Source organism: Aeromonas eucrenophila (assembly GCF_000819865.1).
Lineage (GTDB): Bacteria > Pseudomonadota > Gammaproteobacteria > Enterobacterales > Aeromonadaceae > Aeromonas > Aeromonas eucrenophila.
Map to the genome: position 1 here is coordinate 790,796 of NZ_CDDF01000005.1, position 26,359 is coordinate 817,154.

General features: G+C 63.3%; 20 protein-coding genes and 1 tRNA gene. 13 read left to right on the forward strand and 8 right to left on the reverse strand.

Annotated elements, in window-relative coordinates:
- Nucleotides 1-51: 51 nt before the first annotated feature.
- The 5 genes from BN1124_RS07510 (at nt 52) to dedD (ending at nt 6,320) form a co-directional block, all read left to right on the forward strand.
- Complete coding sequence (locus BN1124_RS07510; RefSeq protein ID WP_042640528.1) at nt 52-2,160, forward strand: FimV/HubP family polar landmark protein; 2,109 nt, start codon at nt 52-54, stop codon at nt 2,158-2,160.
- A 160-nt stretch (nt 2,161-2,320) separates the two neighbouring features.
- On the forward strand, nt 2,321-3,130 hold the full coding sequence (gene truA, locus BN1124_RS07515) for a tRNA pseudouridine(38-40) synthase TruA (protein ID WP_042640530.1): 810 nt from the start codon (nt 2,321-2,323) through the stop codon (nt 3,128-3,130).
- A 118-nt stretch (nt 3,131-3,248) separates the two neighbouring features.
- Nucleotides 3,249-4,112: an acetyl-CoA carboxylase, carboxyltransferase subunit beta gene (gene accD, locus BN1124_RS07520; protein ID WP_033130918.1), complete on the forward strand. Its 864-nt coding sequence runs from the start codon at nt 3,249-3,251 to the stop codon at nt 4,110-4,112.
- A 13-nt stretch (nt 4,113-4,125) separates the two neighbouring features.
- Nucleotides 4,126-5,394, forward strand: a complete 1,269-nt coding sequence (gene folC, locus BN1124_RS07525) for a bifunctional tetrahydrofolate synthase/dihydrofolate synthase (RefSeq protein ID WP_042640532.1) — start codon at nt 4,126-4,128, stop codon at nt 5,392-5,394.
- A gap of 152 nt (nt 5,395-5,546) precedes the next feature.
- The gene (gene dedD / locus BN1124_RS07530; protein ID WP_042640534.1) at nt 5,547-6,320 is read left to right on the forward strand and encodes a cell division protein DedD; all 774 of its coding nucleotides are present in this window, start codon (nt 5,547-5,549) and stop codon (nt 6,318-6,320) included.
- Between the two features lie 100 nt (nt 6,321-6,420).
- On the opposite strand, the gene BN1124_RS07535 is transcribed toward dedD, so the two are convergent.
- The 3 genes from BN1124_RS07535 to BN1124_RS07545 form a co-directional block, all read right to left on the reverse strand.
- Nucleotides 6,421-6,777, reverse strand: a complete 357-nt coding sequence (locus BN1124_RS07535; RefSeq protein WP_042640537.1) for a TusE/DsrC/DsvC family sulfur relay protein — start codon at nt 6,775-6,777, stop codon at nt 6,421-6,423.
- A gap of 22 nt (nt 6,778-6,799) precedes the next feature.
- The gene (gene yccS / locus BN1124_RS07540; protein WP_042640539.1) at nt 6,800-8,956 is read right to left on the reverse strand and encodes a YccS family putative transporter; all 2,157 of its coding nucleotides are present in this window, start codon (nt 8,954-8,956) and stop codon (nt 6,800-6,802) included.
- Between the two features lie 444 nt (nt 8,957-9,400).
- On the reverse strand, nt 9,401-10,057 hold the full coding sequence (locus BN1124_RS07545) for a Bax inhibitor-1/YccA family protein (protein ID WP_042640542.1): 657 nt from the start codon (nt 10,055-10,057) through the stop codon (nt 9,401-9,403).
- Between the two features lie 184 nt (nt 10,058-10,241).
- On the opposite strand from BN1124_RS07545, the gene BN1124_RS07550 reads away from it, so the two are divergent.
- A tRNA-Ser gene (locus BN1124_RS07550) sits at nt 10,242-10,329 on the forward strand.
- Between the two features lie 112 nt (nt 10,330-10,441).
- On the opposite strand, the gene BN1124_RS07555 is transcribed toward BN1124_RS07550, so the two are convergent.
- On the reverse strand, nt 10,442-11,365 hold the full coding sequence (locus tag BN1124_RS07555) for a helix-turn-helix transcriptional regulator (protein WP_042640544.1): 924 nt from the start codon (nt 11,363-11,365) through the stop codon (nt 10,442-10,444).
- Nucleotides 11,366-11,495: 130 nt separating this feature from the next.
- Here BN1124_RS07555 and BN1124_RS07560 point away from each other — a divergent pair, with 130 nt between their 5' ends.
- The 3 genes from BN1124_RS07560 (at nt 11,496) to BN1124_RS07570 (ending at nt 15,250) form a co-directional block, all read left to right on the forward strand.
- Nucleotides 11,496-13,652 carry a TonB-dependent siderophore receptor gene (locus BN1124_RS07560; RefSeq protein WP_042640545.1) on the forward strand — a complete coding sequence of 719 codons (2,157 nt, stop codon included), beginning with the start codon at nt 11,496-11,498 and terminating at the stop codon, nt 13,650-13,652.
- Between the two features lie 100 nt (nt 13,653-13,752).
- Nucleotides 13,753-14,793 carry an alpha/beta hydrolase gene (locus tag BN1124_RS07565; RefSeq protein ID WP_042640547.1) on the forward strand — a complete coding sequence of 347 codons (1,041 nt, stop codon included), beginning with the start codon at nt 13,753-13,755 and terminating at the stop codon, nt 14,791-14,793.
- A 202-nt stretch (nt 14,794-14,995) separates the two neighbouring features.
- Nucleotides 14,996-15,250, forward strand: coding sequence for a DUF6719 family protein (locus tag BN1124_RS07570; RefSeq protein WP_156128137.1), 255 nt, complete (start codon nt 14,996-14,998; stop codon nt 15,248-15,250).
- A gap of 90 nt (nt 15,251-15,340) precedes the next feature.
- Here the strand turns inward: BN1124_RS07570 and prpF are convergent, their stop codons facing one another.
- From prpF to prpB, 4 genes are all read right to left on the reverse strand, one after another.
- Entirely contained in the window at nt 15,341-16,540 is a 1,200-nt protein-coding gene (gene prpF / locus BN1124_RS07575) for a 2-methylaconitate cis-trans isomerase PrpF (RefSeq protein ID WP_042640550.1), read from the reverse strand.
- Nucleotides 16,541-16,698: 158 nt separating this feature from the next.
- On the reverse strand, nt 16,699-19,314 hold the full coding sequence (acnD, locus tag BN1124_RS07580) for a Fe/S-dependent 2-methylisocitrate dehydratase AcnD (protein ID WP_042640552.1): 2,616 nt from the start codon (nt 19,312-19,314) through the stop codon (nt 16,699-16,701).
- On the reverse strand, nt 19,314-20,474 hold the full coding sequence (gene prpC, locus BN1124_RS07585; RefSeq protein WP_042640554.1) for a bifunctional 2-methylcitrate synthase/citrate synthase: 1,161 nt from the start codon (nt 20,472-20,474) through the stop codon (nt 19,314-19,316). Before prpC ends, acnD begins: the two co-directional genes overlap by 1 nt.
- A gap of 64 nt (nt 20,475-20,538) precedes the next feature.
- Entirely contained in the window at nt 20,539-21,423 is an 885-nt protein-coding gene (gene prpB, locus BN1124_RS07590) for a methylisocitrate lyase (protein WP_042640556.1), read from the reverse strand.
- Nucleotides 21,424-21,789: 366 nt separating this feature from the next.
- On the opposite strand from prpB, the gene BN1124_RS07595 reads away from it, so the two are divergent.
- From BN1124_RS07595 to BN1124_RS07610, 4 genes are all read left to right on the forward strand, one after another.
- Nucleotides 21,790-22,770, forward strand: coding sequence for a quinone oxidoreductase family protein (locus tag BN1124_RS07595; RefSeq protein ID WP_042640558.1), 981 nt, complete (start codon nt 21,790-21,792; stop codon nt 22,768-22,770).
- Nucleotides 22,771-22,849: 79 nt separating this feature from the next.
- Complete coding sequence (locus tag BN1124_RS07600) at nt 22,850-23,698, forward strand: TauD/TfdA dioxygenase family protein (RefSeq protein ID WP_042640560.1); 849 nt, start codon at nt 22,850-22,852, stop codon at nt 23,696-23,698.
- Nucleotides 23,699-23,750: 52 nt separating this feature from the next.
- The gene (locus BN1124_RS07605) at nt 23,751-24,800 is read left to right on the forward strand and encodes a beta-keto acid cleavage family enzyme (RefSeq protein ID WP_039038787.1); all 1,050 of its coding nucleotides are present in this window, start codon (nt 23,751-23,753) and stop codon (nt 24,798-24,800) included.
- Nucleotides 24,801-25,004: 204 nt separating this feature from the next.
- Nucleotides 25,005-26,336: an MFS transporter gene (locus BN1124_RS07610; protein ID WP_042640564.1), complete on the forward strand. Its 1,332-nt coding sequence runs from the start codon at nt 25,005-25,007 to the stop codon at nt 26,334-26,336.
- The last annotated feature ends 23 nt before the right edge of the window (nt 26,337-26,359 follow it).

Here is a 26,359-nt window from a genome sequence, read left to right on the forward strand (position 1 = left end):
TAACTATCCAGATTTTTCAATGTGATAGGGCCATCATCCGAAGGAACGAATATGGGACATTCCCGCATAACGCTGGCAACGCTACTCGCATTGGGTCTTCTGGGCACGGTTCAGGCCGACGAGGCGGGGCGCGAGCCTTTCTTTGTCGAGCTCAAGGGGCCGGATGGCTCACCGCCCCCCGCGGTGCAACCACAGCCTCAGGCCCAGCCCGTGGCTCCCGTCGTCTTGCCCAAGGCACAGCCCATCGTCCGTCAGGTTGCCCCCGCCCAGGCGGGCAGTTATGGCCCCGTTCGTCCCACCGACACCCTCTGGAGTCTGGCGAGCAAGCATAGGCCCTCCAACAGGGTCAGCGTCTACCAGACCATGGTGGCGATCTACGACAAGAATCCCCGCAGCTTTGCCGATGGCAACATCAACCACATCCTGGTGGGATCCCACATTTTGCTGCCAAGCGCCGCCGAGGCCAGCCGCATCACCGATGCCCAGGCTCGCCAGCGCTTCAACAGCGACAACGCCAGTTGGAAGGGGCTGAGCCCCAAATACCTGGCCAACAAACATGCCCAGCCCGCCAAGCCGGTCGAGACCAAGGTCGCCGCCGCGCCCGCCAAGGCCCCCGTTGCCAGCGCGCCCAAGGCGGCCCCTATCCCCGCGGCCGCACCCAAGGTCGGTACGCCGCCCGCGGCGAGCGAAGTGAAGGCGCAGGTCAAGGTGGCCGAGCCAGCCCCGAGCGCGGCGGCTGCGACCAGCGCGGCCGTGGCCAGCGTGCCGGCCCCTCTGCCTGCGGATGTCGCGGCCCCGGTCGGCAAGCCCTCCACCGAGATGGCGCTGGCGCTGGAAGATGCCAATGCCCAGCTCGGTCAGGTCACCGAGATGAACCACAGGCTCAAGCTGCGGTTGCAATCCCTGACCGAAGAGGTGGAGACCCTCAAGGCCCAGCTGCTGGATCAGACCGCGCTGGAGAAAGAGGTGGCCGAGCTCAAGGCCAAGCCGGTACCGCCTGTGGTGGCCCCGGTGCACAAGCAGAACTGGCTGATGGAACTGCTCGCCTCGCCGCTCAACCTTGCCATGATCATCCTGTTGCCCGTGCTGCTGGTGCTGGCGCTGGTGACGCTCTGGCTGCGGGCCCGCGCCCGCCGTGAGCTGGAGGAGCAGGAGAAGAGCCTGTCCGAATCCACCGCCATGGTGATGGGGGAGGAGAGCAGCGAGTTCGATCAGCTGATGACGGTCGGCATCGCCGACGATGAACCCATGCACCCCAGGCCGGATCTCAATGGGCCCGATGACTCCGCGGCATTCAAAGAGTCCAACGATGTCATCTTCAGCGACGATGGGGATCTGGCGCTCTCCGCCTTCGACATCGAGCCGGCGGTGGCCACGGCGAACCGGGATCCGGATCTGGTACCCGAGCTCGACCTGGCCCATGAGGGCGACTTCGATACCCCCAAGTCCAGGCATGATCCGGCCGACGATCTGCTGAGCGAGGAGGAGCTGCAAGCGGCCCTGTTTGCCGAGCTGGACGCAGATCTGGATACCGACTTGGCCCAGGATCAGCTGTCGACGGCCACCGATCGTCGCCGTGATGAGGAGCTCGCCAACTTCGACCTGAGCGATTTCGGCTCGGCCTTCGACGAGCCCGCCGACCAGGCGCCGGCGGCGAAGAGCGGGGCGGCCGATTACGGCAAGAGCGATGTGGACGACATGCTGGCCGAGCTCGGTCTGGAGCCGACGCAGCCGAAGGGCGCTGCCCAAGCGCCCGCCTGGGATCCCAACGAGCTGGCTCTCGCCGATTTCGAGGATGCCTTCACCGAAGTTGACTCTCACCCGGGCGAGGTGAAACCCCGCGAGCAGGTGCAGGCGAACGACTACGTGGAGATCGACAAGCTCCTGGCCGAGGCCAACGCCAGCAATGCGGAGCAGGAGCCTTATCAGGGCTTCTCCCTGGACGTGGGGCTGGATGGCTTCCCAGAGGTGTTGCCGGAATCCACCGGATTTGACGTGGATGCGGACGATGGCGGGGTGGGAGCCAAGCTGGATCTGGCCCGCGCCTACCTCGAGATCGACGACAAGGAGAGCGCCCGCGAGCTGCTGCAAGAGGCCGCGGCCCAGGGTAGCGAGCACCAGCGTACCGAGGCCGAGCGGCTGCTCAAGCGCCTGGGTTGAGGCGCTGGTGACGACGAAGAGGGCAGCCCATGGGCTGCCCTCTTTTGTTATGACGCCTGTGCCGGGCCACCAGGATCCCGCAGACTTGGGACTTTTTGGCCCAAGCGGGTATAATCCGCCCCGTTTCTTTCACCGTTTCCTGATAAGACAAGTGTCATCCATGCGAATTGCCCTAGGTATTGAATATGACGGCAGCCGGTATTTCGGCTGGCAGCGTCAGCGAGAAGTGATCAGCGTACAGGCCGAGCTTGAGACGGCCCTCAGCCGCATCGCCAACCATCCGGTCTCCATCCAGTGCGCCGGTCGCACCGATGCCGGGGTGCACGCCACCGGCCAGGTGATCCACTTCGATACCGACGCGAACCGCGCCGAGGGGGCCTGGACCCTGGGGCTCAACTCCAACCTGCCGCCGGACATCGCCGTGCGCTGGGTCAAACAGGTGGACGAGAGCTTCCACGCCCGCTTCAGCGCCACCGCCCGTCGCTACCGCTACGTCATCTACAACCACAACTACCGCCCGGCGATCCTCGGCAGCGGCGTCAGCCACTATCACGAGACCATAGACGCCGAGCTGATGCACCTAGCGGGCCAGAGCCTGCTGGGGGAGCACGACTTCAGCACCTTCAGGGCCATCGCCTGCCAGTCCAACACCCCCTGGCGCAACATCACCCACCTCTGTGTCAGCCGCGAGGGGCCTTATATAGTGCTGGATATCCGCGCCAACGCTTTCTTGCACCACATGGTGCGCAACATCACCGGCTCCCTGCTGCTGGTGGGGCAGGGCCTCAAACCGGTGGAGTGGATTGCCGAGGTGCTGGCGGCCAAGGATCGCAATCTGGCCGGCCCGACCGCCAAGGCGGGTGGCCTCTATCTGGTGGACGTGGATTACCCGGCCGAGTTCGCCCTGCCGCAGTTGCCGCTCGGCCCGCTCTGGCTGCCGGACTCGGCACCGGGTACGACCAGTTTTTAGTAACTGGCCCCGAAAATTTGTGGTTTAATGATCCGTCATTTATTGCCATCGCGCCGTAAGTCATTGAACTACCAAGGCACGATGCGTTTTGTCAGGCACAAAAGCATTAAGGAATTCCATGAGCTGGCTTGAGAAGATCCTTCCCAAGAGCAAGATCACTACACCGCGTCGTCACAACATTCCGGAAGGGGTGTGGACCAAGTGTACCGCTTGCGAACAGGTGCTCTACCGGGCAGAACTGGAGCGCAATCTCGAAGTGTGCCCCAAGTGTGATCATCATATGCGGATCCGCGCCCGCGCCCGCCTCGAGAGCTTCCTCGACGAGCAAGGCCGCAGCGAAGTCGCGGCCGAGCTGGAGCCGCAGGACATCTTGAAATTCAAGGATTCCAAGCGCTACAAGGATCGTTTGTCTGCCGCTCAGAAAGAGACGGGAGAAAAAGATGCGCTGGTGGTGATGAAGGGGACCCTCAAGGGGGTACCGGTCGTCGCCTGTTCATTCGAGTTCTCCTTCATCGGTGGCTCCATGTCCTCCGTGGTCGGTGCCCGCTTCGTGCGCGCCGTCGAGGAGTGCATCAAGGAAGGTCGCGGTCTGGTCTGCTTCTCCACCTCCGGTGGGGCGCGGATGCAGGAGGCGCTGTTCTCCCTGATGCAGATGGCCAAGACCAGCGCTGCGCTGGACCGGCTCACCAAGGCGGGCCTGCCTTTCATCTCCGTGCTGACCGACCCCACCATGGGCGGCGTTTCCGCGAGTCTGGCCATGCTGGGCGACATCAACGTGGGCGAGCCCAAGGCGTTGATCGGCTTCGCCGGCCCCCGGGTCATCGAGCAGACGGTGCGCGAGAAGCTGCCGGAAGGCTTCCAGCGCTCCGAGTTCCTGCTGGAGAAAGGCGCCATCGATCTCATCATCGACCGCCGCGAGATGCGCAACCGCCTGGCCAGCCTGTTGGCCAAGCTGATGAATACTCAGGTCATTGAAGAGTGAATCTAAGCGTAAGATGAGTTCACAGATGCAATCTTCCCAAAGCCGGTCGCTGGTCGACTGGCTTTCTTATTTGGAGCAGATCCACCCGGTCAACATCGACATGGGATTGGACAGGGTCGGCGCCGTCGCCCGTCGCATGGGCCTCACCGAGCTGCCGTTCAAGGTGATCACGGTGGCAGGCACCAATGGCAAGGGCTCCTCCTGCGCCATGGCCGCCAGCATACTGATGGCCGCCGGCTACAAGGTGGGAGTCTACTCCTCGCCGCACCTGCTGCGCTTCACCGAGCGGGTGCGGATCGATGGGGCTGAGCTCACCGATGGCGCGCACTGCGAGGCCTTTGCCGCGGTGGAAGCCGCCCGCGCCGAGATAGCGCTCACCTTCTTCGAGTTTGCGACTCTGGCGGGCTTGTGGCTGTTCCGGCGCGCCGCACCGGACGTGCTGCTGCTGGAAGTGGGGCTGGGCGGTCGGCTCGACGCCACCAACGTGGTGGAGTCCGATGTCGCCATGATCACCTCCATCGCGCTGGATCACTGCGACTGGTTGGGGGATACCCGCGAGGCGGTGGCGGTGGAGAAGGCCGGTGTCTACCGTGCGGGCAAACCCGCCATCAGCGGCGAGCCGAATCCGCCAGCCACCATCGCCAGCGAAGCCCTGCGTCTTGGTGCCCATCTGCGTCAGGTCGGGGTGGACTTTTCTGCCGATGAGCACGCTGAGCACTGGGATTATCACGGTCTGCACCACTGGCTGAACCTGCCCAAGCCCGCGCTGCCGCTGATGAACGCGGTGACAGTGCTGGCGGCGCTGGAGTCTCTGGGGCTGCCGCTGCCGGAGACCGCCATCCGACAGGGGCTGGCGAATGCCCGGCTGGCCGGGCGGATGCAGCGGCTGCAAAGCGCGCCCCTGGTGATCGTCGATGTGGCCCACAACCCCCACTCGGCGGCCTATCTGGCGAGCCAGTTGCGCCTGATCCCCTGCAAGGGGAAAAGGCGCGCCGTGGTCGGCATGCTCAAAGACAAGGACATGGCGGGGTCGCTTGCCGAGCTGGATGGTCTGATTGACGACTGGTATCTCGCGAGCCTGCACGGCCCGCGCGCCGCCACTTCCGCCCAGCTGGCCGCAGCCCTACAGGTTGCAACGCCGGGCGAGCAGGGCCAGGCCGTGCTGTTTGAGTCGGTGACTGAGGCTTATCAGGCGGCGCTGGCCGTTTCGAGTCCTGATGATATGGTCATTGTGTTCGGCTCGTTTTACACTGTCGCCGATGTGCTGGCGGCGAGTGCCTGATTGGCTAGTCGCGAGTCTGGACTCAGGGCGCAAGATCCCTCGTCAGGTCTTATGGATAGATGTTCATCTGGCCTTGACGTTGCAGGGGAGTCATTATCCCTGAGGTCTGCAAGAATGGCAGTGAGTTCTAAGTAACATGGGTGGAAAATAACTTGGCTTCGAAGTTTCAAAACAGATTGGTGGGGACCGTTATTCTGGTCGCCCTGGTTGTCATTTTTCTGCCGGATCTGATGGACGGCAACAAGCTGGAGCAAAAGGACGAGGCCTTTGCCAACATCCCGCTGCGCCCCGAGCTTGAGCCGGCCAAGCCCGCGTTGCAGGTCTCGGCCGCCAGCAGTCTGCCGGCGGACCACGTCGCCAGCCAGCAGCAAGCGGCGGCGGCCGAGCAGTGGCAGGTCGAGGAGATCGGCGATGCCGTGACCCTGGCCGCCAACCAGAATCAAGCGGCCGCCCAGGCGCAGCAGCCCGTGACCCAGCCGGTTGCCCAGCCTCAGCCCAAGCCCGAGGTGGTTGCCAAGAAACCGGTGGAACAGCCCAAACCAAAACCGGTTCCCCCCAAGCCGGTCGAGGTGAAGAAACCGGTGGAAACCAAGCCGCAGGTGGGCCAGATCAAGTCCATGGACGATCTCATTGCGAGCAAGATGACCACCCCGGCTACTCCGGCGCCTGCCGCGGCGGCCCCTGCCCAGGGCAGCTGGATCCTGCAGCTCGGCGCCTTCAAGAACGCAGACAGCGTCAATGCCCTGGTGAGCAAGCTGCGGGCGGCGGGCTACTCGGCCCAGACCTCACCCCGCACCCCGGTGCAAGGCCAGATCACCCGGGTCTTCGTCGGACCGGACGTGTCCAAGGCCAAGCTGCAGGGGATGCAGAGCAAGATAAGCCAGATGACCGGCCTCGGTGGCTCTGTGGTGGCTTACAACCCCTGATGGTTCAAGCAGATAAAAAATACCGCGCCTCATTTCACAGATGGGCGCGGTATTTTTTTGGCCCCCGTTCGGGGGCGGGTAGCAAGAGATCAACTGGTGTTTAGATGCATTTCACCGGTTTGGGCAGGCCGGCTATCTTGGTGGCCTGCTTGGCGGGCCCCTCCGGGAACAGCTTGTAGAGATAGCGGCTGTTGCCCTTCTCGGGGCCGTACTGCTTCTCCATCGCCTTGACCAGGGCGCGGATGGCAGGGGAGGTGTTGAACTCCAGATAAAACGCCCGCACGAAGCGCACCACTTCCCAGTGCGGCTCCTCCAGCACTATGCCTTCCCGCTCGGCCAGCACCAGTGCCAGCGCCTCGCTCCAGTCTTCGATGTGACGCAGATAGCCCTTGGCATCGGTCTCGATGGTGTGGCCATTGAATGTCAGCTGATGATGTTCAGACTGCGGCTCAGACATAGGGGGCTCCTCGCAAATAAGGCTATCGGGATTGGGCGGGCATGGTAGCGCCTTGATCCCTCGTGAGCAACCGGCTCTCGTTGGCGAGTTCCAGCAGCTCGTCCGCCAGCTGGCTGATGAGGTTGAGCTGCTGGGTCAGCATCAGCTGCTCCTCGCTGCTGTCCGGGGCGATGAGCGGGCACTGGCCCTCGAGCTGGGCCGGCATTTCCCCCGCCATGTGGCCGGCGGCGCTCTCCAGGGTGTGGCTGATGTGGCGGCTGATCTCGTCGAGATCGGCGATGGGCTCGAGCTTGTCGCGATGGGCGCCCAGCGCCGAGATGTAGGAGAGCAGCGCGTGATTGCGCCAGGTGAGGGTGAAACAGAGGTTCAGGAAGCGGCGGCGCTTGCTCGGCTCCACCAGCATGCTCTGCCAGGCCATGGCCAGCTCGCTGTCGGCCAGGTGGGCACACTTGCGGGCGACTCTGTAGTCGAGGGATTCATCCCGCTGACGATGCAGGCTGGCGAGCACCGCCGAGAGATAGCGGGCGTTGGCCGACAGCGAATTGGCGATGAGGCTGGGCAGTCGCTTGTATTGCCAGTCCGGCCACAGCCAGGCCACCAGGGCGTAGGAGAGCAGGCAACCGAGCAGGGTATCGAGCAGGCGCGGCCCCAGGATGGCGAAGCCGATGCCGTCCAGCAGGTTGAACGCCATCAGCACATAGAGGGTGATGAAGCAGACGGCGGCGCTGTAGTTGCTGCGCACCTGGGTGAAGAACAGGAAGGCGGCGAGCCCCATGATCCCCAACTGCAGATGCAACTCGGGGAACAGCCAGAGAACGGGCACGCCGATCAGGATGCCGGCGAAGGTGCCGAGCATCCGCTGCACCAGCCGTCGGCGGGTGGCGCTGTAGCTGGGTTGGCAGACGAACAGGACGGTCAGCAGGATCCAGTAGCCCTTGTCCAGGTGGAACGCCTGCAAGATGCCATAACCCACCACCAGCCCCAGGGTGAGGCGCAGGGCGTGGCGAAACACCATGGAGTTCGGGGTTAGGTGTTGCTTGAACAGGGTCAGCAGCGGCAGGGGCGCAGGCCTTGCCAGGCTGGGCAAGCTCTGGGGGGGCAGGGCCGGATTTTGCAACTCCTCGGCGCTCGCCAGCAGCTGGTTGATGCTGGCCAGATTGCGGCGCAGGAACTTCATCGGCGTCAGCAGCGTCTTGGGGTAGTGCTGCTTGAGGTGAGTGAACTCCAGCTGATCGCCAAGGGCCTCCAGGGTCCAGTGGATACGCTTGTGGTGGACGTAGGGCTTGTGCACCAGGATGGCGTAGCCAAGCTGCTGGCACGCCTCAGAGAGTTGCAGAAACACCTCCTGGAAACCGTCGAGGACGATGCCTTGCTTGAGCTCGGCCTCCAGCTTGCTGTAGGGGTAGTGACTGGAGGTGGCGCGCTCCTGAATTTCCAGGGCCAGCAGATAGAGCCGCAGCAGGCTGGCGAGCTCGGGCGCCGCCTTGTGGCGGGTGCTGAGGCGGGCGTTGAGCGCCGTCTTGGTCAGATTAAGGGCGTTGACCAGGTTGATGTTGAGCTGGGCCAGGTTGTGGCGAATGGCCTGGGCGCCGTGCTCGTCGGCCGGGAAGAAGCGAGACTTTTCCAGCAGGTAGCGAGACAGGGCGAAATAGCTCTGGGCGAGCTGCTCGTGCAGCGTCTTGTAGGGCAACAACCAGAGCCAGAGCAGCGACACCAGCCCGTACCAGAGGGCACCGGCGCCGAGCGCCAGCGGCTGGTAGAAGAGATCCGGTGCCTTGGCGGCTCCCAGCATGGTGTAGATGGCGACAAGCAGGGCACCGAAGCTGATGGTGGCGTAACGCTGACCGAGCGCCCCCACCATCACGAAGATAAAGGTCGAGCCGGCGAGCCCCAGGGCAAACAGCCAGGGGGTGGGGAAGAGGTACTGTACGCACAGGGAGGCAAACAGGAAGCACACCAGCGTCATGGCGAGGTTCTTGACCCGGCCCCAGAGACTGTCGTCCGTCTCGGCGATGGCGCCCGCCACTACCCCGAGGGAGAGCAGCACGGTGAGCCGGATGTCACCCTGGATCAGGGCGAAGGCGAGCAGCCCCACTATGGCCAGCAGCACCTTGAGGGCGAAGTAGATGTGGCTGTCGCTCAGCAGACGGCGCAGCAGGCCCGCGAGATCAATGGGCATGGGAAACACCGTCCTTGAGTGCAGTGAAATCGATATGACTGTCGCTTAGCAGGCGGTGCAATAGGAGGCCCGCGAGATCAATGGGCATGGGAGACATCGTCCTTGAGTGCAGTGACATTGATGTGGCTATCGCTCAGCAGGCGGTGCAATAGGAGGCCCGCGAGATCAATGGGCATGGGAAATACCGTCCTTGAGTGCAGGGCCATCGGTAGAGTGAGTAATCAGTGAACGGTGCAGCAGACTGACAAAAACCATGGGCATGGGAGAGATGCAACCCTTGAGCGAATCGAAAGCGAGAGGATAGTCCGTCGGCCACGAAAGAGCCCTGATCCAAATCAGGGCCGCGCTGTTCATGCAGGCTTTCGCACCGACTCGCCTCCACCCTAGCAGGGGTGGCGGCCAATAAAAACCCCGCCGAAGCGGGGTTTTCTGTACGGGTTGTACTTAGTTGCGGTTGCCACCGAGCAGGCTCAGCAGGCTCAGGAAGATGTTGTAGATGGAGACATACAGGGTCACGGTGGCGGAGATGTAGTTGGTCTCGCCGCCGCGAATGATCTGCTGGGTGGTCAGCAGGATGGCGCCGGAGGAGAACAGCATGAACATGGCGGACAGGGCCAGGCTCAGGGCGCTCATCTGCAGGAAGATGTTGGCGACCATGGCCACCAGCAGTACCCAGAAACCGACGAACAGCATGCCACCGATGAAGGAGAGGTCACGCTTGGTGGTCAGGGCATAGGCGGACAGACCGAAGAAGGTCAGCGCGGTACCGCCGAGGGCGGTCATCACGATCTCGCCACCACCGTTGTTCATGTACATGTTGATGATGGGGCCCAGGCTATAGCCCATCAGACCGGTCAGGGCGAAGGTGAACACCAGCCCCATGCCGTTGTCGCGGTTCTTCTGGGTCAGGAACATCAACCCGTATACGCCGATGAGGAACACGGCCCAGTGCAGGGGCGGCATGTTCATCACGGTGGCAACCCCGGCCACCACGGCAGAGAAGCCAAGAGTGAGGGAAAGCAGCATGTAGGTGTTGCGCAGCACCTTGTTGGTGTCACGCGCGGCACTCTGGGTGCCAGTGTAGATAGAACGGGTATCCATCTTGATGTCCTCTTGATTTCCGGGTTGAGGCGGCACATTCCGCTTCGTTAACGCATTGTATGCACTGAATGTAAGGATGACGAGTGCTGATTTCAAGCGGCTCTCCAACCAGTTGTAGCCCATTGTTCCAGAACAAATATGTATTGCATATGAACAAGGGCTTGACGTAGTATGCACGCCGTTCGGAGGGGTGGCAGAGCGGCTGAATGCACCGGTCTTGAAAACCGGCGATGGGCGACCATCCGTGGGTTCAAATCCCACCTCCTCCGCCATCTATATAGCCCAATCGATTGAATCGGTTGGGCTTTTTTGTTTCTGCGATTCCTTGTGTGCCGCCGGGCCAGGTGGGGAAGGGGATTGGGTCGTTGCCGGGTCCGCCGACCGTCACGCCTCTGTGGTTGCCGCGCCCTGTCTGATGATCTGCCTTGGCGAGAAGCCAAACAGCTTTCGAAACGCCGTGATGAAGTTTGCCGCGTGGTTGTAGCCCGCATGCTCGGCGGCTTCCTGCAGCGACATGCTGCGCTCTTCCAGCCTCACCTTGGCCTCTTGCAACTTTCGCTCGCGCAAGTAGCGCTGCAGGCTGATGCCCAGCTCTTTCTTGGCCGCCCGTTGCAGGGTGGAGACGCTCATGCCGAGTTCATCGGCAATGTCCGCCAGGGCCATCTCGTCCACCTTCTCATCCATCAGCAACATCTTCAGGCGAGTCGGCTGTTCGTTGTGCCGCTGGCCACAGACGAAGGCAATCTGCTGGATATTGACCATCAGACTCTCCCAGACGGTGAGGGCAAACGCCTCCCGCATCAGCATCTCGGGGGTATTCTGGCTGCTGGTGAGGTTCAGGGCCTCCGCTATCTGGCCAAGGTGCGGGGGCAGCGACCAGTCGAAGCGGCTCAGATGATGGCTGAAGATCCGCTCGAATGAACCGCGATGCTTGCCGGCCATCTGCTGCTCGAGCCAGGGCAGGCTGAGGGAGAGGACGATACTGCGGCTGCGAATATTTGCCTTGGCGGCCCCCTGCACTATGTCGGGCTCGGTATAGAGGATGGCGGTGGCGACGATGGGGTCTGACTTGTGGAAGCGGCAGCCTCTCAGGCGGTGGGTGGCGCCATAGGTCATCAGCGCCTTGCTCTCCAGCGGGATGGCGATGATCAGCTGAGGCGGCAGCTCGCGCTGGGTCGAGAAGTCTGCTTTATGGACTATGTCCTTGTTATGAAACAGGATGCCGTCCTGGATCACCAGGTTTTCCACCCTGCCGGTAAACAGGCCGCGTTTGCGGACCGCCGTATCTTTTACTACTGCGCCACTCATGTGCACTTTGACCAGATCGAAGAGTTAAATGACCAAACCGCAAAACTACTGCGGAAACTTGGATGCTATATTAGCCCCCTCAAAATCAAATGAAAATCATTATCATCTATGTTCGGGGGTCACTCTCACTATGGTCGTCTTTAAGGATAAAGCGCCAAGCCCACTGGCTTTGGCCGTCTCTGCCGCTCTGGCTGTTACCGTTGTTTCCCCGATCTGGGCACAAACAGCGAACATCACGCCGGATGAAACCGTCGTCGTCTACGGCAACCCGCTCTACGGGATGGCGCCATCGGAGGAGACGGGCGGCTACAGCGTCGACTCGGCCACGGTCGGGACCAAGACCCCGGCGGCGCTGAAAGACATTCCACAGTCGATCACCGTGTTGACCAACGACTATATCGAGGAGCGCAACTTCGTCGCGGTGGACGACCTGGCGAAATACACCCCAGGCCTGCGCACCATGGTCAACGACAGCGGTCGCTCCTCCATCTTCTCCCGTGGCTACGAGTACGACGAGGTGAACCTCAACGGCTTGCCATCGCCGATGCAGAGCAAGTTCGGCACCCTGCCATCCCTGGCCGCCGTCGATCGGGTGGAGATCATGCGCGGCCCGTCCGGCCTGTTCAACAGCACCAGCGAGCTGGGTGGCGTCATCAACATGGTGCTCAAACGCCCGACCGACGCCTTCAAGGGCTCGGTCACCGGGCGTTATGGCAGCTGGGACAGGCACTATCTGGAAGCGGACATGGGTGGTGCGCTCAACGAAGAGGGCTCGCTGCGTGGCCGCGCCGTGGTGGCCAACGCCGACATCAAGAACCAGGTCGACTACAACAACAACGACAACGGCACCTACTACGGCACCCTGGAGTTCGATCTCTCGGATCGCACCCTGCTCTCCGTGTATGCCCTGCACCAGACCAAGGACATACTGCCCACCAACGGGCTGCCGGCCTATAAAGACGGCACTATGCTCGACATTGGTCGCAGCACCTATCTGGGATCGGATGAAGACTTCTTCGATGCCGACACCACGGACGTGGGCGCGAGCCTCCAGCATGCCTTCGCCAACGGCGGGGTCGCGCAGTTCTCGGCCCGCTACATGGATCACGACATGCAGCTGGAGCAGACCTTCACCAACGGCTCGGTGGACGCGGCGGGCAATACCGGCCTGATGTTCAATGGTCAGGCGAATCAGCAGAAAAATATGGCGTTTGATGCCAACTACAGTCAGATGTTTGGTCTGCTTGGTCACAAGAGCGAGTTCGTGCTGGGCTCCGACTACAAGCGCTACGAGTCCGACATCCAGACCTACACCAACCGCAACATCGGCAAGATCAACGTCTTCAACTTCGATCCGACCACTGTCGCCAAGCCGACCTACAGCTACACCAAGAATGACCACGAGGAGCAGTCCGAGCTCGGCCTCTATGGCAAGGTCACCTGGCGCCTGCTGGAGCCCCTCGCGGTGATCACCGGGGCTCGTGTCTCCTGGTACGATCTGGACACCGTCAGCACCACCCTGAGTTCGGGCGCCCAGAGCAGCGAGTCCGGTGAGTTCAACGGCAAGTTCACCCCCTATGCCGGGGCCGTCTATGACCTGACCGATGAACACGCGCTCTACGCCAGCTACTCCCAGGTGTTCAAGCCCCAGACCAGCCAGGATGAGAGCGGCAACATGCTCAAGCCGCGGGAAGGCAGCCAGTGGGAGACCGGCATCAAGTCTGCCCTGCTGGACGGCCAGCTCAACACCCGGGCGACCGCCTACCTGATGAAAGACAGCAATATCGCCGCCCAGGCCTATGACGATCAGGGCATCGCCATCACCAACACCTACTGGGCGACCGGCAAGGTGGATACGCAGGGGGTGGAGCTGGAGGCGACCGGTTACCTGAGCCAGAACTGGATGGTGATGACGGGCTATACCTTCACCGACATCGAGGAGAAGTCCGGGGATCACAACCCGAAATTCGATGCCATCCCGCGCCACTCCCTCTCGCTGTGGACCGACTACCACCTGGCGAACTGGGTACCGGGGCTGCACCTTGGTGGCGGCATGACGGCGGTCAGCGACTACTCGTTCAACCAGAAGGGGATCTCGACCCATCAGGGGGGCTATGCCCTGTTTGATGCGGCGGTGCGCTACGACATCAACGACAAGATGCAGGCGACCCTGAACGTCTACAACATCTTCGATCGGGAGTACTTCTATCGGGTCGGCTCGACCAGCACCTTCAACATGTACGGCGAACCGGCGAACATGATGGCAGGCTTCACCTACAAGCTGTAACCCACACGACAACAGGGCCCGCTGGCCCTGTTGCTGTTTCCCGTGCCATCCATACAAGGCGCCAGCGGCGCATCCCCGCCGCCAGGCTGTGACTCACCTTATGAACAGACTCGTCGCGGTACTATTCACCATGCTCCATTTCTCTTCTGCCCAGGCCGGCCTGCTCCACTACGCCGAGGGCTTCAGCCATCATTCGGCCCTGCTCGACGAAACCCGGCAATACAGCGTCTATCTGCCGGATGACTATGCCCAAAAGCCGAGCCAGCGCTTCCCCGTGATCTATCTTCTGGACGGGGAGAAGTTCCTGCTGGAGGTCGCCGGCATCACCCAGGCGCTGCGGGCCGGGCTCAATCCGGCGATCCCGTCCCTCATCATAGTGGCGGTGCACAACACGGACCGGATGCGGGACTATACCCCGAGCCACACCATGGCGCTGCCCAACGGGGCGCCGGCGGGAGCCGGTTACGCCAAGACCGGGGGCGGCCCTGCCTTCATGCAGTACCTGACGAAAGAGCTGCGCCCCCTCATCGAGGGCCGCTATCGCACCGCCTCGCCAGCCCTGCTGGTGGGCCACTCCCTCGGCGGCCTGCTGACCCTGGACACGGTGGCAAGAGACTCCGGCGAGTTTCAGGGCTATCTCTCGGTGGATGCCAGCCTCTGGTTTGACTATCCGGCCAACTACCAGCGTATCGAACGTGCCCTGACCGGTCCTCTCAAGCACGCCTCCTCCCTGTTTATCGCGGTGGCCAATAACCCCTACACGCCGGGCTTCGGGCGCTCCGAGTTTCACCGGGATCACCTGCGCCAGTTTGCCCGGAGCGTGACGGCCAGGCCCGGCCAGCACTTGCAAGTCACCAGCCGTTACTATGAGGAGGAAGATCACCACAGCGTCTACCACCTGGCGGTCTATCAGGGGCTGCAGTGGTTGTTTCGGGGTTACCGGCTGGACTTGACCCCCGGTGTCTTCAACCGGCAAGGGGTTATCGACCGCTACGATGCCCTGAACCGCCAGCTCGGCAGCCAGCTTCGCCCGGAGCAGGAGAATCTGAAAGACATCAGGGACAAAGCCACACGCTGGCCCCAGATGCAGATCGCCCCGGCCGAGGCCGATGCTCTGATCGAGCACTATTACGGAAAATAAGCTCGGAAACTGAGCCGAGCCCTGGCGGCGAGGCGAAATATAGTGGGTGGTTAGCGCCGGCCATATGGCTATTTTCTGTGTCTGAATCCGTCACAGGGCGGCAGGGGGCGGGTATCGGCTCGGGGGCAGGGGTGACTACACTGCCTGGGTCGATGCGGCCCGTGGGAACCCGGCGCATGCGATCACACAGAGGGAGTGGCCTATGGCTGTTGCATGGAAGAGAGCGATGTTGCTGGCGCTGTTGCCAGTGGTGAGCCTGGTGTCCGGTTGTGCCATCGTCACCCCGGCCCCCGTCGAGTATCTGCCGCAGGATCCCCCGCCCGGGGGCCTCGCGTACGGGAAGAAGGTCTATGTGGACGATGGTCAGTGCCCGGCCAGTCAGGTGAAGCAGCTGATCGGCGGCGATGCCAAGCGGAATATCCCGCGCCAGGTGGAGTGTGTGCCCAGACCACAATGATAAGTGGGTTGGGGTAGTGGAATATGTTGTAAAAAAGAGCCAAGGCAGTTGCCTTGGCTCTTTTTCATGGTGCAAAGGGGGATGGTCGGGCTAGAAGGCATCTCCCGGCACCCGTACCCAGCCTTCCATCAGGATGCGGGCGGAGCGGGACATCACCGCCTTGGTCACCGTCCAGTCCCCATCCACTTGCCGCGCCTGGGCGCCGACTCGCAGAGTGCCTGACGGGTGGCCGAAACGTACCGCCTCCCGCTCGCCGCCACCGGCGGCAATGTTGACGAGCGTGCCTGGGATGGCCGCGGCGGTGCCGATGGCCACCGCGCAGGTGCCCATCATGGCGTGGTGCAGCTTGCCCATGGAGAGCGCTCGCACCAGCAGATCGACGTCCCCAGCCTTGACCTGTTTGCCGCTGGCACTGAGGTAATCCTTCGGCTTGGCCACGAAGGCCACCTTGGGGGTGTGCTGGCGGGTCGCCGCCTCTGCTGCCGTCTTGATGAGCCCCATGCGCAGGGCGCCGGCGACGCGGATCGCCTCGAGGCGGGCCAGTGCTTCTGGGTCGCCGTTGATGGCGTCGCGCAGCTCGGTGCCCTCATAACCGATGTCCTCGGCGTTGACGAACACAGTGGGGATGCCGGCGGCAATCATGGTGGCCTTCAAGGTGCCGCTCTTTACAACAAAATCCGGCACTTCCAGCTCGTCTATCAGATTGCCGGTGGGGAAGAGGGCACCGCCGTCTTCACCGTCATCGGAGGGATCGAGAAACTCCAGCACGATCTCGGCGGCGGGGAAGGTGACCCCGTCCAGCTCGAAGTCGCCGGTCTCCTGCACCTGACCATTGCTCACCGGCACCTGGGCGATGATGGTCTTGCCGATGTTGGCCTGCCAGATCCGCACCACGCAGGTGCCGTTGTCCGGGATGCGGGCCGGGTCCACCAGACCGGCGTGGATGGCGAAGGCGCCGGCGCCGGTGGAGAGGTTGCCGCAGTTGCCGCTCCAGTCCACGAACGCCTTGTCGATGGAGATCTGGCCGTAGAGGTAATCCACGTCGTGATCGGGCTGCTGGCTCTTGGAGAGGATCACGCACTTGGAGGTGGAGGAGGTGGCGCCGCCCATGCCGTCGGTATGGGCGCTGTAGGGATCCGGGCTGCCGATGACCCGCATAAACAGCTTGTCGCGGGCCGGGCCCGGTACCTGGCAGCGCGCTGGCAGGTCCTGCAGACGGAAGAAGACGCCCTTGCTGGTGCCGCCGCGCAGATAGGTGGCCGGGATTCTGATTTGAGGTGTGTGGACCATAGGATTGTCCTGAAATGGGTGATAGATCCTTCTCCCTCGGGGAGAAGGTGCCCGAAGGGCGGATGAGGGGAATGTCCCCTCACCCCAACCCTCTCCCAAAGGGAGAGGGAGCACACCACAGCTCCCCTGCGAAGGAGAGTCTGGGAGGCGTTATTATCTCAGCTGGCGGCCTTGTGGGTCGTCGACTCCAGGAAGTCCTGGGCGAAGCGTTGCAGCACGCCACCCGCCTCGTAGACCGAGACCTCCTCGGCGGTGTCGAGGCGGCAAGTCATGGGCACCTCGATCACCTCGCCGCTGCGACGGCGAACCACCAGGGTGAGGTCGGCGCGAGGCTGGCGCTTGCCCACCACATCGTACGTCTCGGTGCCGTCCAGGCCAAGGGTCAGGCGAGTGGTGCCCGGCTTGAACTCCAGCGGCAGCACCCCCATGCCGATCAGGTTGGTGCGGTGAATGCGCTCGAAGCCTTCCGCCGCTATCACCTCCACCCCGGCCAACCGCACTCCCTTGGCCGCCCAGTCACGGGAAGACCCTTGCCCGTAGTCGGCACCGGCGACGATGATCAGCGGCTGTTTGCGTGCCATGTAGGTCTCGATGGCTTCCCACATCCGCATCACCTTGCCTTCCGGCTCGACGCGGGCCAGGGACCCCTTCTTCACCACGCCGTTCACCACCGCCATCTCGTTGACCAGCTGGGGATTGGCGAAGGTGGCGCGCTGGGCTGTCAGGTGATCGCCACGGTGGGTGGCGTAGGAGTTGAAGTCCTCCTCCGGCAGGCCCATCTTCGCCAGATAATCGCCGGCCGCGCTGCTGCGCATGATGGCGTTGGAGGGCGACAGGTGATCGGTGGTGATGTTGTCCGGCAACACCGCCAGCGGCCGCATGCCACTCAGGGTACGCTCACCGGCCAGGGCTCCCTCCCAGTAGGGGGGGCGGCGGATATAGGTGCTCTGCGGGCGCCAGTCATACAGGGGCGCCACTTTGGGGCCATGGTCTTCCTCGATAGTGAACATGGGGATATAGACCTGACGGAACTGCGCCGGTTTGACCGAGGCCTTGACCACGGCGTCGATCTCCTCATCCGTTGGCCAGATGTCCTTGAGGCGAACTTCCTTGCCGTCCACCACTCCCAGCACATCCTTCTCGATGTCGAAGCGGATGGTGCCGGCGATGGCGTAGGCCACCACCAGCGGTGGCGAGGCGAGGAACGCCTGCTTGGCATAGGGGTGGATGCGGCCGTCGAAGTTGCGGTTGCCGGACAGCACGGCGGTGGCGTACAGATCGCGGGCGATGATCTCCTGCGAGATGGCCGGATCCAGGGCGCCGGACATGCCGTTGCAGGTGGTGCAGGCGAAGCCCACTATGCCAAAGCCGAGTTGGGCAAGCTCCTCGTCCAGACCCGCCTCTTTCAGGTAGAGGGCGACCGTCTTGGAGCCGGGGGCCAGGGAGGATTTCACCCAGGGCTTGCGCATCAGGCCGAGCTTGTTGGCATTGCGTGCCAGCAGCCCTGCCGCAATCACGTTGCGCGGGTTGCTGGTGTTGGTGCAGCTGGTGATGGCGGCGATGATCACGGCCCCATCCGGCAGCAGGCCCTCGGCCTCCTGGGCGCGGGCCTTGTCCAGATCCACGGCGATACCGCGATCGTGCAGATCGGCGACCGGCAGGCGGCGATGGGGGTTGGACGGGCCGGCCAGGGTGCGCACCACGGTGGAGAGGTCGAAGCTTAAGCTGCGCTCGTACTGGGCGCTCGCCAGGGCGTCGGCCCAGAGGCCCGCCTCCTTGGCATAGGTCTCCACCAGCTTGACCTGCTCGCCGTCGCGGCCGGTCAGGCGCAGGTAGTCGAGGGTCTGGTTGTCGATGAAGAACATGGCCGCGGTGGCGCCATATTCCGGCGCCATGTTGGAGATGGTGGCGCGATCGCCCAACGTCAGGGCGGCTGCGCCCTCACCACGGAACTCCAGATAGGCGCCGACCACCTTCTGCAGGCGCAGGAATTCGGTCAGGGAGAGCACCACGTCGGTGGCGGTGATGCCGGGTTGCGGCTTGCCGGTCAGCTCCACGCCGACGATCTCCGGCAGGCGCATCCAGGAGGCGCGTCCCAGCATCACGTTCTCGGCTTCGAGGCCGCCGACGCCGATGGCGATGACGCCGAGGGCATCCACGTGGGGGGTATGGCTGTCGGTGCCGACGCAGGTGTCCGGGTAGGCGATGCCGCGATCGTTATGGATGACCGGCGACATCTTCTCCAGGTTGATCTGGTGCATGATGCCGTTGCCAGGCTGGATCACCTCGATGTTCTTGAACGCCTGCTTGGTCCAGTTGATGAAGTGGAAGCGATCCTCGTTGCGGCGATCCTCGATGGCGCGGTTCTTCTCGAACGCCTGGGGATCGAAGCCGCCGCACTCGACGGCCAGGGAGTGATCGACGATCAGCTGCACCGGCACTACGGGGTTGACCTGGGCGGGGTCACCGCCTTGATCGGCGATGGCATCGCGCAGGCCCGCCAAGTCCACCAGGGCGGTCTGGCCGAGGATGTCGTGGCAGACCACGCGCGCCGGATACCAGGGGAAATCGCGCTCGCGTTTGCCCTGGGCAATCTGGGTCAGGCACTCGGTGAGGATGGCCGGATCGCACTTGCGCACCAGGTTCTCGGCGTGCACCCGGGAGGTGTAGGGCAGCCTGTCCCAGGCGCCGGGCTGGATGGCTTCGACCGCCGCACGGGCATCGAAGTAGTCGAGCTCCGTGCCGGGCAGGGGCTTGCGGTATTGGCTGTTCATCAGGTGCGCTCCTTGAGCGGCACGAACTTGAGATCTTCCGGGCCGACGTAGTTGGCGCTCGGGCGGATGATCTTGCCGTCGATGCGCTGCTCGATGACATGGGCGGACCAGCCGGAGGTACGGGCGATGACGAACAGCGGGGTGAACATGGCGGTGGGCACCCCCATCATGTGGTAGCTGACGGCGCTGAACCAGTCGAGGTTCGGGAACATCTTCTTGGCGTCCCACATCACCTCTTCGAGGCGCTCGGCGATGTCGAACATCTTGGTGTTGTGCTGCTCTTCGCTGAGCTCGCGCGCCACCTCCTTGATCACCTTGTTGCGGGGATCGGAGACGGTGTAGACCGGGTGGCCGAAGCCGATGACCACTTCCTTCTTCTCGACCCGGGCGCGGATGTCGGCCTCGGCCTCGGCTGGATTGTCATAGCGCTTCTGGATCTCGAAGGCCACCTCGTTGGCGCCGCCGTGCTTGGGCCCGCGCAGGGCACCGATGGCGCCGGTGATGCAGGAGAACATGTCGGAGCCGGTACCGGCGATGACGCGGCCGGTGAAGGTGGAGGCGTTGAACTCATGTTCGGCGTAGAGGATGAGGGAGGTGTGCATGGCACGCACCCAGGAGTCCCGCGGCTTCTCGCCGTGCAGCAGGTGCAGGAAGTGGCCACCGATGGAGTCGTCGTCGGTTTCGACGTGGATGCGCTTGCCGTTGTGGCTGAAGTGATACCAGTAGAGCAGCACCGAGCCGAGGCAAGCCATCAGCTTGTCGGCGATGTCGCGGGCGCCCGGGTGATTGTGATCGTCCTTCTCGGGGGAGAGGCAACCCAGCACGGAGACGGCGGTGCGCATCACATCCATGGGATGGGCGGACGGGGGCAGTTGCTCCAGGGCGGTCTTGACCCCGGCCGGCAGGCCGCGCAGGGCCTTCAGCTTGGCCTTGTAGCCGGCCAGCTCGGCGGCGTTGGGCAGCTTGCCGTGCACCAGCAGGTGGGCGATCTCTTCGAATTCACAGCTGGTGGCGACATCCAGGATGTCGTAGCCACGGTAGTGCAGATCGTTGCCGGAGAGGCCGACGGTGCACAGGGCGGTGTTGCCGGCGGCGGTGCCGGAGAGGGCGACGGATTTCTTCGGCTTGAAGCCGGTAGTGGTTTCTGAAATGGCGCTCATCACATGTTTCCTCATTCAGTCCGTTGAAGCGCCAGCCGCCAGCATGAGGCGGCTGGTCGCCGGCTTATTCCTTGGTGAACAGACGATCCAGGGTCTGCTCGTAATGGTGGTAACCGAGGAAGTCGTAGAGAGACTCCCGGGTCTGCATGGTGTCGACCACGGCGCGCTGATGGCCATCGTGGCGCAGCTGCTGATAGACGTTGAGAGCCGCCTGATTGGCCGCGCGGGTGGCGCTCAGGGGGTAGAGCACCATGTCGACGCCGTGCGCCGCCAGGGCTTCCTTGTCAAACAGCTCCGTCTTGCCGAACTCGGTCATGTTGGCGAGGATGGGCACCCCGGCCACCTGCTTGAAGCGATCGTACTGCTCCAGCTCGGTGACGGCCTCGGCGAAGATCATGTCGGCGCCCGCTTCCTTGTAGGCGGCGGCGCGCTCGAGGGCCGAGCCCAACCCTTCCACCGCCAGGGCGTCGGTGCGGGCCATGATGACGAAGTCCTCGTCCTGGCGGGCATCCACCGCCGCCTTGATGCGATCCACCATCTCGGTGATGCTGACCACGGCCTTGTTCGGTCTGTGACCGCAGCGTTTCTGGGCGACCTGGTCTTCCATGTGGACGGCGGCGACACCACCGCGTTCGAAGGCGCGGATGGTGCGGGCGATGTTGAAGGCGCCGCCCCAGCCGGTATCGATGTCCACCAGCAGGGGAACCTGGGTCGCGGCCGTGATGCGCTCGGCGTCGATCAGCACGTCGTTCATGGAGGTCATGCCGAGATCCGGCAGACCATAGGAGGCGTTGGCCACCCCGGCGCCGGACAGATAGAGGGCCTTGAAGCCGCTACGCTCGGCCATCAGCGCCATGTAGGCGTTGATGGTGCCGACGATCTGCAGGGGTTTTTCGTTGGCAAGGGCGATGCGAAAACGCTTCCCGGCCGAGGGGGATAGGTTGGACATTGTGACTCCTTTCATGCTGCTCATGTCTTGCTGCGGATAGAACCATCTCACACCACGTTTACGTTAACGTCAATGCTGCTTAGGTAGAAGGCCCGGTGCTGACCGGCCCCTCGCCGAGCGGGGCAATGCGTCACTCGATTCACCTCGATGGCCCCTTCATTCCAGCGTATTGCCGCTGTTTAGGGGGCTGTCGCCATGGTAGGTCAGGGGGATTCTGGCCTCTTCACCCCGGTCGGGCAACGAATTAGACGGGGGGTGTCATGAGATGAAAAGTGGCTGTCGCCCGATGCAAAGCGGACGTTTACGTAACCCCCTAGATTCACTCTGGACGATGTTTTCACCCATGAATGAATCTGGAGAACAGCCATGGCCCACGCCATACGCTTTTATGAAACCGGGGGCCCCGAGGTCCTGCGCTACGAAGAAGTGACCGTCGGTGAACCCGGCCCGGGCCAGGTCCGTCTGCGCCATGCCGCAGTCGGCCTGAACTATGCCGACACCTATTTCCGTAACGGCACCTACCCGATCCCGCTGCCAAACGGTCTGGGGGTCGAGGCGGCCGGTATCGTCGAGGCGCTGGGGGAGGGCGTCACCAACGTCGCGGTCGGCGATCGCGTCACCTACACCGGCTTCATCAACACACTCGGCGCCTATGCCACCGAACGCCTGATCCCGGCCGCGCCGCTCATCAAGCTGCCGGACAACATCTCCTGCGAGACCGCCGCCGCCATGACCATGCGTGGCCTGACGTCCGCCTACCTGATGCGCCGCATCCACGGCTTCAAGCCCGGTGACAGCATCTTGCTGCATGCCGCGGCGGGGGGCGTTGGCCTCATCGTCGCCCAGTGGGCCAAGCTGCTGGGACTGACCGTGATCGGCACCGTCTCCAGCGACGCCAAGGCCGAGGTGGCCCGGGCCCACGGTTGTGACTACACCATCGACTACAGCCACGAGGACGTGGCCCAGCGGGTGCGCGCCCTGACCGAGGGTGCCGGTGTCGACGTAGTGTTCGACAGCGTCGGCAAGAGCACCTTCCTCGCGTCGCTCGATTCCCTCAAACGCCGTGGCCTCATGGTCTGCGTCGGCACCGCCTCCGGTCCCATCGACGGCTTCAATCCCCAGCTGCTGGCCATGAAGGGGTCCCTCTACCTGACCCGTCCGGCGCTGGCCGACTACATCGCCGATCCGGCCGAGAAGACGGCCCTGGCGGGGGAGCTGTTCGACCACGTCGCCAGCGGGCGGATCAAGATCGAAGTCAACCAGAAGTACGAGCTGCAGGATGCCGCCCAGGCGCACCGCGATCTCGAGGCGCGCAAGACCACGGGTTCCTCCGTTTTCGTCATCTAGGCCAGGGGCCCGGGCCTGCCCATCGGGGCAGTGCCCGGGTCTGCCGGGCAGCACCGACTTGTCATCTAGGGAGAGAGACATGCGTGTAGAACAACTGACCTGCCATATCGGCGCCGAACTCAGTGGCGTCAAGCTGGCGGATGCCGTCCACGATGGGGGCCTGTTTACGGAGATCCGCTCCCTGCTGCTCAAGCACAGGGTGCTGTTCCTGCGCAATCAGGACATCAGCCGGGGGGATCACGTGGCCTTCGCCCGCCGCTTCGGCGAGCTGGAGGATCACCCGGTGGCAGGCAGCGATCCGGAGCATCCCGGGCTGGTGCGCATCTACAAGTCACCGGAGGTGCCAAACGATCGCTACGAGAACGCCTGGCACACCGACGCCACCTGGCGCGCTCAGCCCCCGATGGGTTGTGTGCTGCGCTGCGTGGAGACCCCGCCGGTGGGGGGCGATACCCTCTGGGCCAACATGGTGGTGGCCTACGAGCAGTTGCCGGAAGAGATCAAGCAGAAGATCGCGGGGCTGCGGGCCCGCCACAGCATAGAGGCGAGCTTCGGGGCAGCCATGCCCATCGAGAAGCGGCTCGCCTTGAAGGCGCAGTTCCCGGATGCGGAGCACCCTGTGGTGCGCACCCACCCGGAGACGGACGAGAAGATCCTGTTCGTCAACGCCTTCGCCACCCACCTCACCAATTTCCACACCCCGGCCCACGTGCGGGTCGGCCAGGACTACAGCATGGGGGGCAGCGATCTGCTGCGCTACCTGATAAGCCAGGCCTATATCCCGGAGTACCAGGTGCGCTGGCGCTGGCAACCCAACAGCATCGCCATCTGGGACAACCGCAGCACCCAGCATTATGCCGCCATGGACTACCCGCCGAGCCATCGCAAGATGGAGCGGGCCGGGATCATGGGCGACACGCCTTACTGAGTCGTAACATCCCAGTGATACCGCTAATTTTCAATAACTTGAGGCAATAGACATGAACTTCCTTGACGGTTCTCTCTTCCCTGAAAATCAGGACAAGTTGGTTATTACCGTAGCCCCGTATGGCCCTGAATGGTTCCCTTCTGACTATCCGGAAGACATCCCGGTGACCATGGAAGAGCAGATCCAGAAAGCGGTCGACTGCTACGAAGCGGGCGCCGCCGTACTGCACCTGCACGTGCGTGAACTGGACGGCAAGGGCTCCAAGCGCCTGTCGATGTTCAACGAACTGATCGCTGGTGTGCGCAAGGCCGTGCCGGACATGATCATCCAGGTCGGCGGCTCTATCTCCTTCGCGCCGCCAGAAGATGGCGCGGCTGCCAAGTGGCTGCATGACGACACTCGGCACATGCTCGCCGAACTCGAGCCCAAACCCGACCAAGTCACTGTGACCGTCAACACCACGCAGATGAACGTGGTCGAGCAGATGGATAAGCGTGACTACGCCGGCACCTCTATGGGGACCGATACCTACGAAGCCTACCGCGAGATGATCGTGCCTTCCGGCCCTGGCTTCATCGAGGAGCACGTCAAGCGTCTGAGTGCCGCCGGCATCCAGAGTGCCTTCCAGTTTTACAACATCAACAGCTACGAGTCGGTGGAGCGGCTGATCCGCCGCGGTGTCTATAAGGGTCCGCTGGTATGCAACTGGGTGGCGATTGGCGGTGGCATGGACCAGCCGCATATCTACAGCATGGCCAACTTCCTGCGCGCCATCCCTGACGGCACCATGCTGACGGTGGAAAGTTCCATGCTCAACACCCTGCCAATCAACCTGATGGGCATGGCGATGGGCCTGCACGTGCGCTGCGGTATTGAGGATAACCTCTGGACCCAGGACCGTTCGCGCAAGATGACCTCCGTCGAGCAGATCGAACAGTTGGTGCGCCTTGCCAAAGAGATCGGCCGTCCAGTTGCCAACGGTAAGGAAGCCCGCGAGATCCTCAAAATTGGTGTTTTCTATGAGACGGTTGAAGAAACCCTTGCAGCCAACGGCTTCGCCCCGAATCCAAAGGGCGGTCAGCAGGGCTTCCTGAAGAAGTGATGTAATACCCACGCAGATCTGCGTGTCAGGGCGCAAGGTCCCCAAGCCAAGCGCCCTAAGAACCTGTTTGCCAAACGCCGGTTGTCCTTGCACTATGCAGCTCTCGGGCAATTGAGCGATGAATCAATATTGTCGAGCCGGGGGCCTGTCCGCCGGTTCGCCGACCGAGAACCCAACCCAACTTGTAGTAGCGCGAGGGATTGTATGGCTACGTATCATATCGATGATGACGCAGAGGCCGGCAAGGTTGCCGTACCACGTCGTTATGCCTGGATAGTGTTTGCACTGACCTTTGGTCTGCTCATCTCCGACTATATGTCGCGCCAGGTGCTCAATGCCGTCTTCCCCATGCTCAAGGGGGAGTGGGTACTCTCGGATACCCAGCTTGGCCTGCTCAGCGGCATAGTCGCGCTCATGGTCGGGCTCTTGACCTTCCCGCTGTCCCTGCTCGCCGATCGCTTCGGTCGGGTGAAGAGCCTGGCCCTGATGGCCGCGCTCTGGAGTCTGGCCACCCTGGGCTGCGCCTTGGCCCAGAACTACGAGCAGATGTTCATCGCCCGCTTCCTGGTGGGAGTGGGGGAGGCGGCCTACGGCAGCGTTGGCATCGCCGTGGTGGTCTCCGTCTTCCCGCGGGAGATGAGGGCCACCCTCTCCGGCGCCTTCATCTCCGGCGGCCTGTTCGGCTCCGTGTTCGGCATGGCCACGGGGGGCGTGCTGGCCCACTTGATGGGCTGGCGCTGGGCCTTCGCCGGCATGGCCCTGTTCGGTCTGCTGCTGGCGGCGCTCTACCCCCTGATCGTCAAGGAGGACCGCATCGCCCAAGCCAACCGCACCTCGAAGGGCAGCGGAGGCCGCAATCCGTTGCGCAGCCTCTACTCCAGCCGCTCGGTCATCGCCGCCTACGTGGGCAGCGGTCTGCAACTGTTCGTCGGTGGCACCGTCATCGTCTGGATGCCGAGCTACTTCAACCGTTACTACGGCATGGAGACGGACAAGGCGGGGGCCGCGGCCGCCATCATAGTGCTGTGCAGCGGCGCCGGCATGATCCTGTGTGGCATGCTGAGCGACAGGTTGTGCAAGGCCCGTCCGGATCACAAGATAAGCCTCGCCATCGGCTATTGCCTCGGCAGCTGCGCCTTGCTCTCCCTGGCGTTCGCCCTGCCGGTGGGGGTGCCGCAGGTGCTCCTGATCTGCCTCGGCATGTTCATCGCCACCGGCACCTCGGGCCCCGCCGGCGCCATGGTGGCGAACCTGACCCACGCCAGTATCCACGGCACCGCCTTCGCCACCCTGACCCTTGCCAACAACCTGCTCGGCCTCGCCCCTGGCCCCTTCATCACCGGCAAGGTGTCCGATCACATCGGCCTGGACAAGGCCTTCCAGCTGGTGCCGCTCATCAGCATCGCGGCGGCCATCGTCTTCCTCTATGCCAAGCGCCACTACCACAAGGACGTGGCCAGGCTGGAGGGGGAGCAGCAGCCTCAGGCCGCCGATGCCCCCCTCATCGACCCGGCGCCCACGGAGGCGAGGGCCTGACGACGCCCGCGGGAGCACAGTGA

What these genes read in the sequence shown, in the direction of transcription:
- BN1124_RS07510 (WP_042640528.1), top strand. Translation starts at nt 52, where the DNA reads ATGGGACATTCCCGCATAACGCTGGCAACGCTACTCGCATTGGGTCTT.
- truA (WP_042640530.1), top strand. Translation starts at nt 2,321, where the DNA reads ATGCGAATTGCCCTAGGTATTGAATATGACGGCAGCCGGTATTTCGGC.
- accD (WP_033130918.1), top strand. Translation starts at nt 3,249, where the DNA reads ATGAGCTGGCTTGAGAAGATCCTTCCCAAGAGCAAGATCACTACACCG.
- folC (WP_042640532.1), top strand. Translation starts at nt 4,126, where the DNA reads ATGAGTTCACAGATGCAATCTTCCCAAAGCCGGTCGCTGGTCGACTGG.
- BN1124_RS07535 (WP_042640537.1), bottom strand. Translation starts at nt 6,777, where the DNA reads ATGTCTGAGCCGCAGTCTGAACATCATCAGCTGACATTCAATGGCCAC.
- yccS (WP_042640539.1), bottom strand. Translation starts at nt 8,956, where the DNA reads ATGCCCATTGATCTCGCGGGCCTGCTGCGCCGTCTGCTGAGCGACAGC.
- BN1124_RS07545 (WP_042640542.1), bottom strand. Translation starts at nt 10,057, where the DNA reads ATGGATACCCGTTCTATCTACACTGGCACCCAGAGTGCCGCGCGTGAC.
- BN1124_RS07555 (WP_042640544.1), bottom strand. Translation starts at nt 11,365, where the DNA reads ATGAGTGGCGCAGTAGTAAAAGATACGGCGGTCCGCAAACGCGGCCTG.
- BN1124_RS07560 (WP_042640545.1), top strand. Translation starts at nt 11,496, where the DNA reads ATGGTCGTCTTTAAGGATAAAGCGCCAAGCCCACTGGCTTTGGCCGTC.
- BN1124_RS07565 (WP_042640547.1), top strand. Translation starts at nt 13,753, where the DNA reads ATGAACAGACTCGTCGCGGTACTATTCACCATGCTCCATTTCTCTTCT.
- BN1124_RS07570 (WP_156128137.1), top strand. Translation starts at nt 14,996, where the DNA reads ATGGCTGTTGCATGGAAGAGAGCGATGTTGCTGGCGCTGTTGCCAGTG.
- prpF (WP_042640550.1), bottom strand. Translation starts at nt 16,540, where the DNA reads ATGGTCCACACACCTCAAATCAGAATCCCGGCCACCTATCTGCGCGGC.
- acnD (WP_042640552.1), bottom strand. Translation starts at nt 19,314, where the DNA reads ATGAACAGCCAATACCGCAAGCCCCTGCCCGGCACGGAGCTCGACTAC.
- prpC (WP_042640554.1), bottom strand. Translation starts at nt 20,474, where the DNA reads ATGAGCGCCATTTCAGAAACCACTACCGGCTTCAAGCCGAAGAAATCC.
- prpB (WP_042640556.1), bottom strand. Translation starts at nt 21,423, where the DNA reads ATGTCCAACCTATCCCCCTCGGCCGGGAAGCGTTTTCGCATCGCCCTT.
- BN1124_RS07595 (WP_042640558.1), top strand. Translation starts at nt 21,790, where the DNA reads ATGGCCCACGCCATACGCTTTTATGAAACCGGGGGCCCCGAGGTCCTG.
- BN1124_RS07600 (WP_042640560.1), top strand. Translation starts at nt 22,850, where the DNA reads ATGCGTGTAGAACAACTGACCTGCCATATCGGCGCCGAACTCAGTGGC.
- BN1124_RS07605 (WP_039038787.1), top strand. Translation starts at nt 23,751, where the DNA reads ATGAACTTCCTTGACGGTTCTCTCTTCCCTGAAAATCAGGACAAGTTG.
- BN1124_RS07610 (WP_042640564.1), top strand. Translation starts at nt 25,005, where the DNA reads ATGGCTACGTATCATATCGATGATGACGCAGAGGCCGGCAAGGTTGCC.